Source organism: Rhodoblastus sphagnicola (genome assembly GCF_002937075.1).
Lineage (GTDB): Bacteria > Pseudomonadota > Alphaproteobacteria > Rhizobiales > Beijerinckiaceae > Rhodoblastus > Rhodoblastus sphagnicola.
Window position 1 is genome coordinate 1 of sequence record NZ_NHSJ01000020.1, and the last position, 15,774, is coordinate 15,774.

Below are 15,774 nucleotides of genomic sequence, written 5' to 3' on the forward strand. Positions count from 1 at the left end.
CCTGGGCACGGCGGTGTTCTCGGGCATGATCGGCGTCACCCTGTTCGGCCTCGTCTTCACCCCGGCCTTCTATGTGCTTTGCCGGAAATGGGCGGGAAAGCGCCGCAACGCGCCGGCCGGTGAAAGTCTCGAACAGACATCGGCGCCAACAATATAAGCGCGAGGACGAACCGCACAGGCCGAAATTTTTGCGGGCTTGGTCAGGTCACAGCATCTTGCGCTGTTCGAGCCGGCGGCGCAGCGCCGCTTCAGCCGCCGGACCGGCGACGACTTTTACGCCTTCGGCGAGCGGGCGGCCCGTCGCCTTGTCGACCAGAACCGGCTCGACCGGCAGGCCGGTGACCGGGTCGGCCAGCTCAACGCTGCGCCCTTCCGGCGCGAAATTCTCATTGCCCCAGGCGACCAGCATGAGCAGGACGGGACGAAAACTGCGGCCGAGATCGGTCAGGACGTATTCATGCCGAGGCGGCTTCTCGCTGTAGGCTTGGCGCTGCAACAGGTCGCCCTCGACCATGTCATTGAGCCGCCGCGTGAGCGTGTTGGTCGCTATGCCGAGGTTGGTCTGGAAATCGTCGAAGCGTGTGACGCCGTAAAAGGCCTCCCGAAGGATCAGGATGTTCCACCAGTCGCCGACGCGCTCCAGGCTGCGGGCGACGGGACATTGCATATTGCCGACGGTCTTTCGCTTCATGGCGCTGTTTTAAGCCCGCCGCTTGCATCATGCCAGCGCTAAAGCTGGCTGCGGCGCAGGCCCGAACACCTGGTCTGTGGCTATTTGCCGGAAATCCTGTTACTATCGTTTCGATACTCTTTAGTTGGGCTGACACGTCGTGTTGAATGAATTCTGCCCGGTCGCACATGGCGTCGCGCGCATTGGCGACGCCTGGAGCCTCATGATCCTTCGCGACGCCAGCCAGGGGCTCACGCGCTTTGACCAGTTTCGCAAGAGCCTGGGCATAGCGCCGACCATCCTGACCAAGCGCCTCGCCACGCTGACCGAAGCGAGACTGCTGCATAAGCATCAATATTCCGAGCGCCCGCCACGCGACGAATATCTTCTGACCGAGGCGGGACGCGATTTCCTGCCGGTGCTGGTGATGATCGGCGCCTGGGCGCGGCGGCATCATGGCGCAACGCCGTTGAATGGGTTCGCCGACGCGGAAACGGGCGAGGAAATTCGCCCGGTCGTCATCGACGCAACAACCGGCGCGGAAATCGGGACGCGTCCCTTGAAAATTCTTCCCGCGTCCTGATCCGCGCGCGCTGCGCCGCCCGGCGATGCTTTGCATTGACGCTTCACAGCATTTCAAGGGCTAGGGCTATGCCCTGTCCGGCGCCGATGCACAGCGTCACAATGCCGCGCCTAAAACCGTCGCGTTGCAGTGAATGGAGCAGGCGCGTCGTCAGGACGGCGCCGGTCGCGCCAATGGCGTGGCCGTGGGCGATGGCGCCGCCCTCGACATTGATGACATCCTCATCAATTCCCAGTTCGCGCGCGACGGCCAGCGGCACGGCGGCGAAGGCCTCGTTGATCTCGAAACGCTCGACATCGCCGAGTTTCCAGCCCGCGCGCGCCAGCGCTTTGTGAATGGCGGGGACCGGCCCCAGCCCGAACATGCCGGGTTCGACGGCGCCGACGCCATAGCCGGCCAGTCGCGCCAACGCCGGCAAATGTCTGGCCTCGGCAAAGGCGCGGTCGGCCACGATCATCGCGGCGGCGCCGCTGTTCAAGCCGGGCGCATTGCCAGCCGTAATCGTCCCGCTTTCCCGAAAGGCTGGGCGAAGCTTGGCCAGCGCCTCAAATGTCGTATTCGGCCTCGGCGCTTCATCGACGGCGAAGGTTTCAACGCCCTTCTTGCCCGGCAACTCCACCGCGACGATTTCGGCGATGAACTTTCCCGCTTGCTGGGCCGCGCTGAAACGCTGCTGCGAGCGCGCGGCAAAGCGGTCCTGGTCCTCGCGGGTGAGCCGCGCGTCGGTGACGAGATCTTCCGTGTGCCAACCGGAATGTTCGCCGGAAAAAGCGTCATTGAGGCCGTCGCGAAGCAGGGAATCCTGGATTTCCGCTGGTCCCATGCGATAGCCCCAGCGCGCCCCGTCCATCAGATAGGGCGCGCGGTCCATGTTCTCCATGCCGCCCGCTATGGCCGCCTCTACTTCGCCGGCGAGAATCTGTTGCGCCGCGCTGACAATGGCCTGCGCGCCGGACCCGCAGACGCGATTGACCGTCAAGGCCGGAACCTCAACGGGAACCCCGCCGCCGATCGCCGCCTGTCGCGCCGGGTTCATCCGGTTGCCCGCCTGGATGACATTGCCCATGATCACGCCGCCAATCGCCGCCGGGTCGAGGCCGGAGCGCTTCAAGGTTTCCCGCACGACGGTTGCTCCGAGCGCGGGCGCGGGGATGTTTTTCAGCGCGCCGTTGAAGGCGCCGATGGCCGTGCGAACGGGGCTGCACAGAACGATGTCGCGGATCGCCATGATCATGTCTCCTTGGAAAGAATTTGCGTTCAGTCTTCCTTGCCGCCTTTGGCGATCGGGAAGATTTGGCAAGTCTCCGACCCATGCGCGATCAGAGCGCCGCGGGAGTCGAGAATCTTGCCCTCCGCCGAGGCGGTGCGCCCGCCGATGTGAAGCAGCGTCGCCTCGCAACGCAGGCGCCCCGTGGCTTCGCGCACCGGCTTGACATAGGTTGTCCGGAGGTCGGTGGTCGCATAGGCCTTTCCGGCTTCAAGAGCCGAATGCACGGCGCACCCCATGGCCGTGTCGAGCAGCAGCGCCAGCCAACCGCCATGCACCAAGCCCATGGGATTGTAGAAGCGCGATGAAGGCCTGGCTTCAAACACCAACCGCCCCTTTTCCACGCTGACCGGCCAGACGTCGGCGACCTCGGCAAAGGGTGGGGCGGGATATCGACCCTCAAGAATTCCCCGCAGAAATTCGAGCCCGCTCATTCCAACGGCGACCTCTTGCGGGACCAGGCCAAACGACTGGATTTTCATATCCATTCGCAAATTCCTCTTGCAGGGGCGCGGCGGCGAAGTCGCTCGCGCCCGGTTGGATCAATGCGCCTCGGCGGGAGTGCTTTTCGGCGGCCCGACCCTGCGCATCAGCAGGACCATGGCGGTCGCTACAGCAAAGCACAGGCCGATGAGGATGAAGGCGTCGGCATAGGCCATCACCTGCGCTTCGCGGTAAGTCAGCGACCATAAGTCCTTGAGGGCGCCGGCCTGGCTCTGCGCGGGATCGCCGAACACCGTCGCGCCGCGCGCGGCGACGGCGCGCAAAAGCTCGACCATCGCGGTATTGGTCGCATTGAGATGTTCGGCGAGGCGCAAAAAGTGCAGATTGGTCCGGTCGTTCAAGATTGTCCCGCAAGCGGCGATGCCGATGGCGCCGCCGAGATTGCGCATGAGGTTGAATAGGCCCGAAGCCAGTTTCAGCTTGGTCGGCGGCAGGCCGCCCAGCGTCAAAGTCACGGTTGGCGGCACGGCAAATTGTTGTGCGACGCCGCGCAGCGCCTGCGGCCACAGCAATTCGCGCCAGCCCCAATCATGGGTGATTGGGGTGAAGGCCCATAGGCTCAAGCCAAACAGCGCGAGCCCGAACATCAGCAACCAGCGCAGGTCGATCCGTTTGGCGCAGAAGGCATAAAACGGAATCGCCAATATCTGAAACACGCCCGTGGTGAAGACGGCGGCGCCGATCTGAAGCGCGCTGAAGCCGCGCACGCGGCCCAGGAAAAGCGGCGTCAGATAGATGGTGGCGAAAATGCCGACGCCGGTGATGAAGGAGAAGAAGCAGCCCAAGGCAAAGTTGCCGCTTTTCAGCGCGGTGAGATCGACCACGGGATTGGCGGCGGTCAGGCTGCGCCAGACGAAGCCGACGCCGGCCAAGCCGGAAATCCAGGCTGTCGTCAAAATGGTGTCGTCTTCGAACCAACCCCAGCGCGGGCCTTCCTCCAACGTATATTCGAGGCAGCCGAGGAAGATCGCCATCAGCACAATGCCGAAATAATCGGCGCTGCGGATCAGGCTCAGGTTGGGCTTGTCGATGCGCAGCATCAATGGCACGGCGACCGCGATGAACAGGCCCGGCGCCAGATTGACGAAGAACAGCCAGCGCCAGGAAAAACTGTCGGTGATCCAGCCGCCGACAGTTGGCCCCAGGGTCGGCGCGAGCGAGGCGATGGCGCCGATGGTCGCCGCCGCGATGACGTTTTTCTTGCCGGGAAAGAAGGCGAAGGCGGTGGTGAAGACGGTCGGGATCATCGAGCCGCCAAGGAACCCCTGCAACGCCCGAAAGACGATCATGCTCTGGATATCCCAGGCCCAGCCGCAGAGCAGGCTGGTGAAGGTAAACCCCGCCGCCGAGACGCAGAACAGCCAGCGCGTCGAGAGGACCCGCGCGAGATAGCCCGACATCGGGATCACGATGATCTCGGCGATGAGATAGCTGGTCTGGACCCACGCGACCTCGTCCGGACTGGCCGCGATCCCGCCGCCAATGTCGCGCAGCGAGGCCGACACGATCTGAATGTCGAGCAGCGCGATGAAAAAGCCCAGGCACATCACCGCGAAGACGAAGATTTTTTGGCCGTCGGAAAGTTCGGCTGGCGAGGCCACAATTTGCGCCGGCGCGCTTGCTGACAATACGGCGCTGGTCATCGCGCCGCCTGTTTTTCCTCGGAGCCATCGCCGCCGCGCTGATCGACCTCGGCGGTCACGGACAGGCCGGGCCGCAGCCTGCCATGGAGCGCGGCGTCGCCATCGAGACGAATGCGAACGGGCACGCGCTGCACGATTTTTGTGAAATTGCCGGTGGCGTTTTCCGGCGGCAGCACGCTGAATTGCGCGCCGGTGGCGGGCGCCATGCTGACCACGCGGCCGGTGAGGATCTCGCCCGGCGCGACATCTGCGACAATCGTCGCCCGCTGGCCGCCGCGCATGCGCGCGATTTGACTCTCCTTGAAATTGGCGTCGACCCAGAGGCCGCTGGCGGGCACCAGCGAAATCAGCGCCGCGCCGACCGGGGCAAAGGCGCCGGCGCGCGCGGCGCGGTTGCCGACAAAACCGTCAATCGGCGCGCGAATTTCGGTATAGGACAGGTTCAGCGCGGCGATTTTCTGCTGGGCCAGCGCCTGATCGAGCGCGGCCCTGGCCTGAGCCTTTTGCGTCTCGATCACCGCGATCCGCCGCCGGGCGGCGTTGAGCGCGGCGCGCGCATTTCTGTCGGCGGCGAGGGCCTTCTTGTGGTCGGCGTCGGCTTGCTGGAAGCGCTGTTTTGACGCGAATTGCGCGGCGGACAATCTGTCGTAGCGATCATAGTCAAACCGCGTGCGCGCCACCTCGGCCTCGGCGGCGCCGATGTCCGCCGCCACCTGATCGACAAGCGCCTCCTGGAGTTTGCGCGTCGCGTCGAGATTGGCGAGCGCGGCGTTTTGCGCGGCGACCAAGGCTTCCGCGCTGTCGAGCGCGGCGCGGAAATCGCGGTCGTCGAGCCGGATCAGGAGATCGCCGGCGCGCACGTTCTGATTGTCCTCGATCGCGACCGTGCTGATGAAGCCAGCAACCTTCGGCGCGATGACCGTGACGTCGCCGCCAATATAGGCGTCGTCGGTCGCTTGGATGAACCGACCGGCCGTCCACCAATAGCGCCCATAATTCAAGGCGGCGGCGAGCGCCAAGATGGCCAGAGCCGTCGTGATGGCCGCCTTCGCCGACGGGCGCGGCCTCGCCTTGGCTTCCGATAGGGCCTCGCCGGAGACAGCGATGTTTTCAGTCGGGCTCGCGGCGGTCACAATCTGTTTCTCCCGGCAAAAGTTTTCGCTTGGGCGCGAACCGGAGCCTTGGCCGCACATCGGGAGTATGGGCGATCACACGTTGCCGTGGAGGATCGAAGGTCCGGTTCGCCAGGGGAATATCGAACACAAACTTTTATAATGCAAGTTAGTTCCTAGAAATTATCTCTCGCCCCAGGCGCGGTCCGCTGCGCGCGAACAACGGCGGGGTCGCTCGACTTGATCTTCCCGTCCGCAGTCAGCATCAATATGCCGTTCTTCACGCCATCGGCGATATGAGGCGGAGTTGAGGGAGCCTCGAAAACCTCGATCTCTCAGCACCCACCCGAACAGTCGTTCCAGACTGTGAAATCGGTGAGCGTACCTCCACTGCTGTTTATGCGTTGGACAGCAGGTGGTTTTGCCGCGACCTTCGAGTTCATGACTATTCCTGCCGATCCTCCGCTCCACCTCGAACGCGTCAATGCGGCGCGGAACATGTGACGCTACGCCCAAAGCGTTATCGCCGACTGAGCATCTGGTGGTGATGATTGACCGCGAGGACCGCGATCCGCTGGTCTAGGATCTTGACTGGGACGAGGACGAACGGATCGCGCAATGGCGCGACGCGCTCGCCATGACCGTCTAACTGCCCCCGGCGTTGGTCACCGCCGTGGTCGCTGCCACCTGGGACGACATCGAGCCGTTACAGCACGCGCCCTGGCTCGGGCGCCTGCTCGCCGCCCTACTGCGCCAGCGCCGCAAGACCCGCAGCCATCTGTTGTGTGTGAATTCCGGCGCGCGCGTTCCCGCGGCTGCGGCGCGTGCAAGCCGGATCAACCGCCAAAATCCTGTTCTGGTTGGCGGCTATTCTCGCCCCCGCCGAACAGGGGTTGAAGGATCATGCCCGCTGGCTTTTGGCGCGGGCGTCGCGTGAGGGAAAACTCAAGGTCAGGCGGGGGAATTCGCATCTGCCGCAGGCGCTCGATCTGTCTTAGGCCCGACCGACCGTCACCCCCGAACTGCTGGCGCAGGAGCTGAAAAGTTCGGCGCGGGCGGGGCAAAACCTCATCGCCGAGCTGGGGCTGCGCGAGCTCACCGGACGGCGGCGTTACAGGGCGTGGGGAATTTTGTGACTATGAATTAATCCACTGAATTGCCGCCAATCAGTTGGCGGCAGCGACCGAGCTCAACCGGTCGATGCCGCGATTTGATACGCCGGCCCGATCTGACGCGTCTCTGTGTCCTCGGGAAAGCGGCTAAGACGCAGGTCGTCCTTGTCTTGGGGACCGCGGAGTTGCACACTGCCGTTAATTCCGTCAGAAGCGTACCAGCGCAGTTCTTTGATTTTTCAGGATTGTGAGAATTGAATCACCAAACCCATTCGCTTCCCTCTGGTCCGTCGTAGACATCCACTGTCAATACTCCCACCGATCAGCAATCGGCCGTGAGGCTGCTCGCTGCCATCTCCGCTGCGGCTCTCCCCGTCGAAGACGCCATGCTCGGCGCTGACGTGGTGGGCGTCCTTCGCGCCCAGTCGCGACTGCAGGCGCTCGACTTCTGGATCCGTTACCCCGACTACCTCGCCAACGAGCTCCTAAACGAGTTCGAGAAGACGGGGGCACAGTTCGACCTCGAACTGGCGCGTCGCATCTTCGACAATCGCGAGCCGGACCTCCGGCGTGTGCCGATGATTCGGTACCATTTTGGTGCCTTCGAGCCCCTGCACAACCCGCTCTCCATCCTACGATCGCGCGACCTTGTCCGCCAACACCGTCAAGGGGAGCCGGGCAATGTGACGGAGACTTGGTACCGGCTCACGAAGGCTGGCCGCAGCGCGATGGACCAACTGGCGGACGCGGCGTGCGAGTTGGCTTGGTACCGTGACCGGGCCGCTGTTGCCGCGCGAATCGCGGGCGTGGCCGGGGGCGCGGCACTAAAAGATCGGCAGTATTTGCAGGAAGAGTACGCAGCGACGCCATTGAAGGGAACAATTCCGTCGATTGCCGACCGCGTGCGTGCGCGGCTTGATGAGCTATCTGAGGGAGCGCCCAAATGAGCGAGGGCTGGCACGAGAGGGTTGCCGCGGAGGCGGGAGCTAAGATCACGAAAGTGGAGACAATGCTTGCGAGGAGGGGTAGCGTCAGAAGCAACACTTCTTCGAGCGGGTAAAGAACTTTAATCGACTGGCGCGAGTCGGCAAGCGCCGAAAAATGATCAAGAAAATCGAGCTTTTCCTTGAGCCCTTCGAGCGTCTCTTCAAACATCGTTCCGTCTCCACGCCGCGAATCACGACAGGAGAGCGCCGAATCACAACTCCGCCCAAACCGCTACACAAGACTCATTCGATTGCCCTGGGGGACTCGTTCCTGCGGCTTGTGCATCACCATGACCGCGAGCAGCAATGCGTCCGCTATCTCGCGCGGCGTGAACGCATCGCGATGGCGTCGGACGCGCGGGATCGACCGCTGAAAGCACCCGATGCGCGCCCGCCGCGTCGATGGCCACCCGCCAGCCCGCGTTCCGCGCCAGCGCTGCGAAATGGCTGACAGTGCGCCCCGTGGCGCCGAAAACAAGCATGCGTTTCTGTGTCATGCGGCTCGCCTCGCCCGCGCGTGTTCGCAGGCCGTGACTAAACCCCGCGCCAAGGTCGTCATCCAGAAATCGCCGGCGACCGTCGTGCGCAGAACGCCGCCGTCGCGCGCGACGAGGCCGACCTCGCGCCAGGCGTTGAGCAGCGGCGCCGCCGCATCGAGAAAACCCGGCCGCCTCGCCTCGACCGCGCCGAGATCGAGTTCGCTGCTTTCCAGCGACGCCGCGATCAGCGCGTCGGCTTCGTGAACGGCGGGCAGATCGCCCATGCGCGCGATCGCGGAGCGCCCGGCCTCGACGGCGGTGGCCCAGACGTCGAAGTCCGAGGACATCGACCAGCTCGATCCGAATCCGCCGCCGTCGCCCCCCGGACCGAAGGCGAGGCAGGTCGCATCGGTCTTCACCAGCCGGTTGTAGAGGCTGCGCTCGCGCGCGGTGCGCGCCACATGCGCCTGCGACAGGCGCGTCCACCCCTGTTCGGAAAAGAAGGCGCGCGCGGCGGCATAGGCGCGCGCCTGGTCGGCGAGCGTGGGAACCGGAAGCGTCTTGCCGGCGGCGATCGCTTGCGCCAGCGGCCCATTCGGATGGACGCCCAGCGCATAAAAATCCAGCCCGTCGAGACCTAGCGTTTCCGCCGTCTCGATGTCGGAGCGCCACACAGAGTCCGTCTGGCCCGGCAGGCCATAGATCAGGTCGATCACAATCGCCGCGCGGTCGCGCGCGACAAGACCGCCGATGGCGGCGATCAGCTGCTGGCGGTCAAGTTTGCGGCCAAGGCGGCGACGCACGCGCGTGTCGAACGATTGCACGCCTAGCGAGATGCGGTTGACGCCGGCGTCCAGCGCCGCGTCGATTTTCTCGTCGTCGAAGCCGAACATGCGGCCCTCCAGCGTGATCTCGCAATCCGCCGCGAGCGGCAGCCGAGTCTTCAGCGCGCCGACCAGCCGCGCGATCTCCGGTGCGGACAGGGCCGTCGGCGTGCCGCCGCCGATATAGACCGCCGAAAGCGGCGGCCCCTCCGCGACCATGGGCAGCGCCGCCGCGCGATCGAGATCGGCGACCATCAAATCGACATAGCGACGCGTGCGCGCGCGGTCGTAGGCGTTGCGATAGAACCCGCAAAACAGGCACCGGCTGACGCAGAATGGCGCATGCACATAGGCCACGGTGGCGCTTTTGGCGCGCGGCGTCGCTTCGAGTCGGGCGACGCGCGCGCAAAGGTCTTCGTCGGGGACGGCGCGCAGACCGCGCCAGGGCATCATCGCGCTTCGCCGCGCGAAGGCGTGGGTGAGCGCCGGCGCCGTTCGCGCCGGAAAGAACGGCGCCAGCGGGTCGTCCGCCGTCATCGGGAGATCGGTCATTTCATCCTCCCGTCAGGCCGCGCCTGGACACAGGCGCGCCTCCAGCGCGTCGAAGCGGAGCATTTGGTCATGGATGAGGCGGCGTTCGGCGTCGCGTCCGACGAAGATCTTGAACATGCCTTGGCCGTCGACATCGAAGAACTGGATCGAGCGCGTCTCCGCGCGCATGAACGGGCGGCGCACGAAGGCGATGTCGGCGCATCGGCTGGCGGCGATATGTCCGCCGAGCGGTCCGTGTCCATGCAGGTTGAAAAACCCCTGGCCGCGCCGGCCCGGCGGAATCGTCGCCTTCACTTCGACGATGGCGTTGACGGTGTGGACCAGGAACAGGACGTCGCCCCAGGCGCCGACGTCGGCCATCGCCTGTTCGAAGGCGGCGCCGGGCGCCCACCGGCACAGGCTGTCGGGCAGGAGGCGCAGCACGTCGGCTGGGGTCATTCCCTGTTCGCGCGCCACCTGCTCGACGACCAGCATCGAGTCTTCCAACAAAAGCGTCGCGATCTCCTTGCACTTGAGTCCGCTCGGACGCGCATTCGCGTTTTCAACAGCCGTCATGACGACGCCACCCCCCTCATGCTTGAGTTTTGGAAAACAGACCGGTGGCGGGCGAAAGCCAAGAAGGCGGCTGGCTGTGCGGTCGATCAAGCGACGCTAGCAGCGCTGGCGCGCAGCGGCAACAGACAGGACTGAAGTTAGAATGAGTCTCGCCTGGCGCGCGCCGCGGGTATCCGGCGTCTCAAGCGAGAGGGCCGTGATCGTGGCTGGCGTCGGACAGGGCCTCGATCACCCGGCATTCCCTGGCGCGCCGTCACGGCCGTCGCATCCGAGCATCTGCATGAGTTCGTCCTTGAGCGCGGTCAGGCGCGCGATGCGTTGCTCGATGTCGCCCAGTTTGGTGCGCGCGATGGCGTCGGCTGCTTCGCAAGATTGCTCGGGCTTGTCCTGAAGCGCCGGCAGCGTGCGAATCGCCTCGATGCCGAAGCCCAATCCGCGGGCGTGGCGGATGAACGACAGCCGCCGCAGGTCGCTTGCCGAGAATGCCCGCCGGTTTCCGTCCGTGCGATCGCCGCCTGGCCGTGGCTCTTGTTCAGGCTCGATTGAAGAAGATTGCGCTCGCTCGCGGTGCTCTGTTCGTAATGCTGTCCCATCAAACACCTGATAAATCAGTGGCTGTCGCCACTTCAAATGTGAGACGGCGCCGGGTTTCATCGCCTCGAATACGCCCTGCTCGCCAACAACTCGACCGAGGGCATGGCGCCCGTGGCCGACAAGCTCGACGCCGACATTGTGGAGATGAAGAGCCGGATCAAGGGCCTGACCGTTCCGCCGAACAAGGTGGTGGGCGCCGCCCCCGCGCTGATCGAGGAGCATGCTGGCGCGCCATCTCTTCGAGGCCAGCGTCCGCGCCTGCGTCCAGCGCGAGCCGCGTAGCGAAATCACTCAATGGAACGGAAACGGCGACGTTCATTCCGCGGCCTCCCGCGCAGACGCCGGAGCGTTCAGCGCCTGAAGCACTTCAAACCCCTGGAATTGCGGGTGGCCGACCGACAGAGGCTCGCGCTTTTCGGCGCGGTCATGCGCCTCGCGAAATTGCGTCGATTGCGCCCAGGCCTCGAAATCCGCCTTGCGCGCCCACAAGGTGTACGATGAATAAAAGACGGGCTCCTCGGCATCCGGCCCCTTGAGGAGCTGGAACGTCATGAAGCCGGGCATTTGATGCAGGGTCGAATTGCGGTTCAGCCACATGGCTTCGAACGCGGCGGCTTTTTCCTTGAGCACCTTGAAACGATTCATTGCGACAAACATGATTTCGCCTTTCCGCGATCAACGCAGGGTGTAGTTGACGGCCGTGGTGAAGCTGAGCCGCGCGCCCGCCGGCGCGGGCGGAAACGGCGCCGCGGCGCGCACCATGGCGAGCGTGGCCTGATCGAGCGCGCCCGACCCGGAGCCGCGCGCCAGCGAGACGCCGACGACGGCGCCGGACGTCGACAGCGTGAAGGCGACGATGGCCGTTCCGGTGACGTCGCGGTCGCGCGCGGCGGAAGGATATTGCTTGTGGCGCGCCAGTTGCGCGAGCACCGCGCCGCGCCAGTTCTGCTTGTCGGCGCCGCTGGCCGCCGGCGCCGGTCCGCTCGCGCCGCCTTGCGCCGCCGCCCGGGACTGCTGGCGCTCGCTCCCGCGCCCGGCGCGCTCCGACCTCTGGACGGGGCGCCAATCCCGCGCGACTCGCACGGCCGGCTTCGGTTTTTCCTCGGCCTCGCGCCGCGCGGCGGGTTCATGCCTCGGCCGGACGGGACGAATTGTCTTGGCGACGGTCGGCGCGTCTTCCTTGGCGAGCGCGGGGGCCGAACTGACCGGCGGCGCGGCGCTGATTTCGGGCGGGAGCGGTTCGTCGGCGACCGTTTGTTGCGGCGCCGCCTCGGACTCGACGCTGTTGGCCTCGTCGCTGGAGAGATAGGCGATTTCCAACACCTGCGTCCCGCCCGCCACGTCAGACGCCGCCACCTTTTCCGAGGCGTTGCGCGCAAACATGATCCCAACCGCGAGATGCAGGCTCAGCGATGCGGCCAGGGACCAGCCCCACGTGCGCCTCACGCCGGCGCCAAGCCGCTCGGATGCCGACTCAGGCAAGAACGGCGTAGCGAGCGCACTGGACAGGACCATGATCCGCCCCGTCTAATTCGCGGCATATTTGACGGTGAGCGTGAGTTTCGCCGTCAGTCCTGGGCTCGCCAGCGTGTCGAGATATTGCGTGTAGCGCCGGTCGAACAGGTTGGTGACGCTCAAGCCCGCGTTCACCCATTCGTTGTGCCTGTAATCCGCGAACAGATCGACAAGGCCGTAGCCGCCGCTCGGCGTGGTCACGCCCCTGGCGCTGCGGTCCACGAAGGTGACGCGACCGCCGACGGTCAGCGTTTCGTTGAGGAAACGCAGGCCGCCGGTGAGGCCGAGCCGGCCGGGGCGGACGCTGTTGAGCGGGGCGCGGGTTTCGAGATTGCGGCCCTGGTTCAAGGTGGCGTTGACGGAGACGAAACCGTCGCGCCAGTCATAGGCGGCCTCAAGCTCGACGCCATAAATTTCCGCGCGCGCGACGTTCAGATATTGGTAGGACTGCATGGACATGCAGTATTTCGGCGCCCGCGCGCACACCGACGTCGGCATGCCCGGAATGTAAGGAACGAGATAGGACGCCCCGACCGTCTCCATGTCGATGAAGTCGGTCACGCGATTGTCGAAGGCCGTGATTTTCGCGCGCAGCTTGTCGCCCTCGCGCGCGACATCGTCGTATTTCAGATTGACGCCGCCCTCGACATTATGCGCGACTTCCGGCCGCAATGCGGGATTGGGCAGGATGACGAAGGCCGGAAACGGATGGCCCCCCGAGACCAGGGTTTCCGTGATCGACGGCGCGCGATAGCCTTCGGCATAGGTCGCAAAAATCTCGGCGCCTTGAATTGGTGAAACGCCGACGGTGATTTTCGGCGACACGCGGTCGCCGCTCGACTCATAGGCGCCGCCGTTGAGTTGGTATCTGTCGTAGCGCGCCGCGCCGATCACGCGCAGCCAGCCGCCATAGCGGATCTCGTCCTCGACGAAAGCGCCGGACAGCACCCGTTGGCCCGAGGGCGTCAGGGCCGCGACAAAGCCGCCGGCGTTGTCGCGGGTCTTCACGTGATCCCAGGACGCATCGCCGCCGAAGGTCAAGGCATGATCGACGCCCAGGGCGGTGAACCGCGCGGTGTTGTGGAGATCGAACCCTTCGGTGTCGATCTTGTCGGAGCGTTTGCCGCCAACCGCGGCGCCGAGCGCGGCATAGGTCGCGTCGGGCGACAGCAGCGTCTGCTCGTTGTCGGTCTGCGTGACATAGACCTTGGCGCTGAGGTCGAGCAGCGGAATGTCCGGCCGGTTGAAGCGATAGCCGAGCGAATAGGTTCCGGTGTTGACGTCGTTGTTGAACCGCGAACCCGCCGCGCTCGTCCCGTTGTTGGCGTACCGGAAATTCTGCGTCAGCGCCGAGAGCGTGATTTCCTGCCCTTCCGCCGGGCGCAGCCGGCCCTTGAACAGGCCGCCGATCGCGTCATTGCCGCTGTCGGACACGCGCGTTCCCTCGCCGTCGCGATAAGGCTCGCGGTTGAGGTAGATGAATTGCGCGTAGAGATCGGCATAATCGTCGATGCGGGCGCCTGCCGCCGTGCTGTTCAAGAAATTCTGGCCATTGGTCCCCGCGCCGAGTTTCTGCACGACGCCGTATCTCTCGTCGGACTTCAGAATGTCGTCGACGCTCTTGGTGGTCATCGACACCACGCCGCCGATCGCGCCGGAGCCATAGACATTGGCGACGGGGCCGCGCGTGACTTCAGCCCGTCCAAGAAATTCCGGTTCGAGGTAAAACGACCCGGAGGGGCCGTGTCCCGTGATCTGGTAGTCCTGGCGGGCGCCGTCGACCAGCACGTTCACGCGGCCGAAATCCTGCAAGCCGCGAATGTTGACGGACTGGCCGGGATCGTTGGCGGTCCGCTCCGAGGTCACGCCGGGAACATCGCGCAAAAGGTCGGAAACGGTCGAGGGCTGGAAGCGCTCCGCCTCCACGGTCGTGATCGTGCTCGCGCCGGCGAGCGCGTCGATGGTCTTCTCGTCCGTCTTGGTGGCGGTTACATTGATCGTATCGAGGCCGGACACGTCGTTTGCGGATTCCGCCCGCGCCTCGCCAGCGGAGGAAACAGCCGCCAACGCGAGCGCGAAACTCGCGCGCATTGAGCCGCTCCGCAGCTTTGCCGATAGAATGCCAGACATCGAAAACACCCCCGCCAATCCTGATAAGGTCTCGGCTGGCTGGGCGGGATGGCCTGGCTGGCTTGCGCGCGGTCGGCCGCAGACGCCGCGTCGCGTTTCAACCATCAATGACCAATCGGAAACGCGGCGGCAAGCAAACCGGCTGTATTTAGAATCATTCAAACAATCGCCCATTTCTTTGACAGTCCGCTGTCCCCATTCCTACCTTCGCGGGGTCCTCACACATGACTTGCGTTCATTCATGGAAAAATCATCGAAACCCCCGCCTTGCGCGGAAGCGGCCCCGGCGCCGGCGTTCGCAACGGCCGTCGCGTTCGACGCCATCGACGCGCGCAGCCTGATGAAAGGCCGCAAGGAGGCGCTGCTCCTGCTCGATGGCGAGCCCTATCGGCTGCGCATCACCGGCAACAACAAGCTGATCCTGACCAAATGACCGACGGGCTTCCCATGACATCGAAACGAAAGCGGATCGCGCAAATCGGACCGATCCTGACCGCCGCCATTTTCATGCTCTGCTTGCGTCAGGTCGCGCCGGTCGCGTCGCCCGCGCAGGAGCGCTATGTCGTTGTTGGCGGCGCTCTCACCGAAATCGCTTATGCGCTGGGTCGCCAGGAGGCGATCGTCGGCGTGGACGCGACCAGCCTGTTTCCTCCGCAAGCGCTCAAGGACAAGCGCAATGTCGGCTATTTCCGCAACCTGTCGGCGGAAGGCGTGCTGTCGTTGCATCCCACGCGCATACTGGCGGTGGAGGGCGCCGGCCCGCCCGCGACGATCGAAGCCTTGTCCGCCTCCGGCGCCTCGGTCCAGCGCGTCGCCGACCCGCCGACGCCGGAGGGTGTCGAGCAAAAAATCCTCGCGGTCGGCGCGGCCTTCGATGCCGCGAAAGTCGCCGAAGCGCTCGCCGCCGATGTCCGCGCGCGTTTCGCGGCGCTGGAGGCGCGCCGCCAGTCCATCGCGACGCCAAGGCGCGCGCTGTTCGTGCTTGCCGTGCAGAACGGCCGTCTGCTGTGCGGCGGCGGGGGAACGGCCGCCGATTCCATGCTTCGTCTCGCCGGCGCGATCAATGTCGCGGGCTTCGACGGCTACAAGGCCATGACCGAGGAGGCTCTGGTCGCCGCCGCGCCGGAGGCGATTGTCGGCATGGCGCGGGAAGGTTCCGCCGTCGCCGAAGCCATCAAGGCCGCGCCGGCGGTGGCGCGCACGCCGGCTGCCGAACGCGGGGCGATCTTCGAAATGGACAGCCTCTAT

The 15,774-nt window shown here is 65.1% G+C and carries 17 protein-coding genes and 2 pseudogenes; 8 read left to right on the plus strand and 11 right to left on the minus strand.

The genetic code is table 11. From position 1 onward, the window contains the following. Positions 1-205: 205 nt before the first annotated feature. Complete coding sequence (locus CCR94_RS01755; protein WP_104506166.1) at positions 206-691, minus strand: winged helix-turn-helix transcriptional regulator; 486 nt, start codon at positions 689-691, stop codon at positions 206-208. Positions 692-830: 139 nt separating this feature from the next. Between CCR94_RS01755 and CCR94_RS01760 the strand changes: the two genes are divergently transcribed. Continuing rightward, positions 831-1,253: a winged helix-turn-helix transcriptional regulator gene (locus tag CCR94_RS01760; protein WP_244593895.1), complete on the plus strand. Its 423-nt coding sequence runs from the start codon at positions 831-833 to the stop codon at positions 1,251-1,253. Positions 1,254-1,296: 43 nt separating this feature from the next. Here CCR94_RS01760 and CCR94_RS01765 read toward each other — a convergent pair whose 3' ends face one another. Genes CCR94_RS01765 through CCR94_RS01780 form a run of 4 tightly spaced genes read right to left on the minus strand, consistent with a single transcriptional unit; the run spans position 1,297 to position 5,800 of the window. Continuing rightward, complete coding sequence (locus CCR94_RS01765; protein WP_104506182.1) at positions 1,297-2,481, minus strand: thiolase family protein; 1,185 nt, start codon at positions 2,479-2,481, stop codon at positions 1,297-1,299. A gap of 29 nt (positions 2,482-2,510) precedes the next feature. Beyond that, positions 2,511-3,008 (minus strand): PaaI family thioesterase, encoded by a 498-nt coding sequence (locus CCR94_RS01770; protein WP_104506167.1) that lies wholly within the window; start codon positions 3,006-3,008, stop codon positions 2,511-2,513. 54 nt (positions 3,009-3,062) lie between these two features. Next, positions 3,063-4,667 carry a DHA2 family efflux MFS transporter permease subunit gene (locus tag CCR94_RS01775; protein WP_104506168.1) on the minus strand — a complete coding sequence of 535 codons (1,605 nt, stop codon included), beginning with the start codon at positions 4,665-4,667 and terminating at the stop codon, positions 3,063-3,065. Continuing rightward, the gene (locus CCR94_RS01780) at positions 4,664-5,800 is read right to left on the minus strand and encodes an HlyD family secretion protein (RefSeq protein WP_244593896.1); all 1,137 of its coding nucleotides are present in this window, start codon (positions 5,798-5,800) and stop codon (positions 4,664-4,666) included. The genes CCR94_RS01775 and CCR94_RS01780 overlap by 4 nt, the downstream gene beginning before the upstream one ends. A 652-nt stretch (positions 5,801-6,452) precedes the next feature. On the opposite strand from CCR94_RS01780, the pseudogene CCR94_RS26505 reads away from it, so the two are divergent. From CCR94_RS26505 to CCR94_RS25375, 5 genes and pseudogenes are all read left to right on the plus strand, one after another. Continuing rightward, positions 6,453-6,554, plus strand: a pseudogene (locus CCR94_RS26505) (hypothetical protein); the annotation flags it as partial. A gap of 49 nt (positions 6,555-6,603) precedes the next feature. Continuing rightward, positions 6,604-6,777 carry a hypothetical protein gene (locus CCR94_RS25820; protein WP_244593897.1) on the plus strand — a complete coding sequence of 58 codons (174 nt, stop codon included), beginning with the start codon at positions 6,604-6,606 and terminating at the stop codon, positions 6,775-6,777. Positions 6,778-6,789: 12 nt separating this feature from the next. Next, a pseudogene (locus CCR94_RS26510) lies at positions 6,790-6,915 on the plus strand (helix-turn-helix domain-containing protein); the annotation flags it as partial. A gap of 362 nt (positions 6,916-7,277) precedes the next feature. Beyond that, on the plus strand, positions 7,278-7,838 hold the full coding sequence (locus CCR94_RS01795; RefSeq protein WP_206605754.1) for a hypothetical protein: 561 nt from the start codon (positions 7,278-7,280) through the stop codon (positions 7,836-7,838). 154 nt (positions 7,839-7,992) lie between these two features. Next, positions 7,993-8,328, plus strand: a complete 336-nt coding sequence (locus CCR94_RS25375; protein ID WP_104506172.1) for a hypothetical protein — start codon at positions 7,993-7,995, stop codon at positions 8,326-8,328. Positions 8,329-8,370: 42 nt separating this feature from the next. Here CCR94_RS25375 and hutW read toward each other — a convergent pair whose 3' ends face one another. The 6 genes from hutW to CCR94_RS01835 form a co-directional block, all read right to left on the minus strand. Beyond that, on the minus strand, positions 8,371-9,732 hold the full coding sequence (gene hutW / locus CCR94_RS01805; protein ID WP_104506173.1) for a heme anaerobic degradation radical SAM methyltransferase ChuW/HutW: 1,362 nt from the start codon (positions 9,730-9,732) through the stop codon (positions 8,371-8,373). Positions 9,733-9,744: 12 nt separating this feature from the next. Then, on the minus strand, positions 9,745-10,287 hold the full coding sequence (gene hutX / locus CCR94_RS01810; protein ID WP_104506174.1) for a heme utilization cystosolic carrier protein HutX: 543 nt from the start codon (positions 10,285-10,287) through the stop codon (positions 9,745-9,747). A gap of 228 nt (positions 10,288-10,515) precedes the next feature. Beyond that, positions 10,516-11,103: a MerR family DNA-binding protein gene (locus CCR94_RS26515; RefSeq protein WP_425332303.1), complete on the minus strand. Its 588-nt coding sequence runs from the start codon at positions 11,101-11,103 to the stop codon at positions 10,516-10,518. Between the two features lie 93 nt (positions 11,104-11,196). Beyond that, a complete protein-coding gene (gene hmuQ, locus CCR94_RS01825; RefSeq protein WP_104506176.1) occupies positions 11,197-11,538 on the minus strand; it encodes a heme-degrading protein HmuQ in 342 nt (113 codons plus the stop codon). Positions 11,539-11,556: 18 nt separating this feature from the next. Beyond that, positions 11,557-12,396 (minus strand): energy transducer TonB, encoded by an 840-nt coding sequence (locus CCR94_RS01830; protein WP_104506177.1) that lies wholly within the window; start codon positions 12,394-12,396, stop codon positions 11,557-11,559. Between the two features lie 12 nt (positions 12,397-12,408). Next, on the minus strand, positions 12,409-14,487 hold the full coding sequence (locus CCR94_RS01835; protein WP_104506178.1) for a TonB-dependent hemoglobin/transferrin/lactoferrin family receptor: 2,079 nt from the start codon (positions 14,485-14,487) through the stop codon (positions 12,409-12,411). Positions 14,488-14,515: 28 nt separating this feature from the next. Between CCR94_RS01835 and CCR94_RS25830 the strand changes: the two genes are divergently transcribed. Both CCR94_RS25830 and CCR94_RS01845 read left to right on the plus strand, forming a co-directional pair. After that, positions 14,516-14,959, plus strand: a complete 444-nt coding sequence (locus CCR94_RS25830; RefSeq protein ID WP_244593898.1) for a hemin uptake protein HemP — start codon at positions 14,516-14,518, stop codon at positions 14,957-14,959. A 14-nt stretch (positions 14,960-14,973) separates the two neighbouring features. Further along, a partial coding sequence (locus CCR94_RS01845) for a heme/hemin ABC transporter substrate-binding protein (RefSeq protein ID WP_158254573.1) occupies positions 14,974-15,774 on the plus strand: 801 nt, incomplete at its 3' end.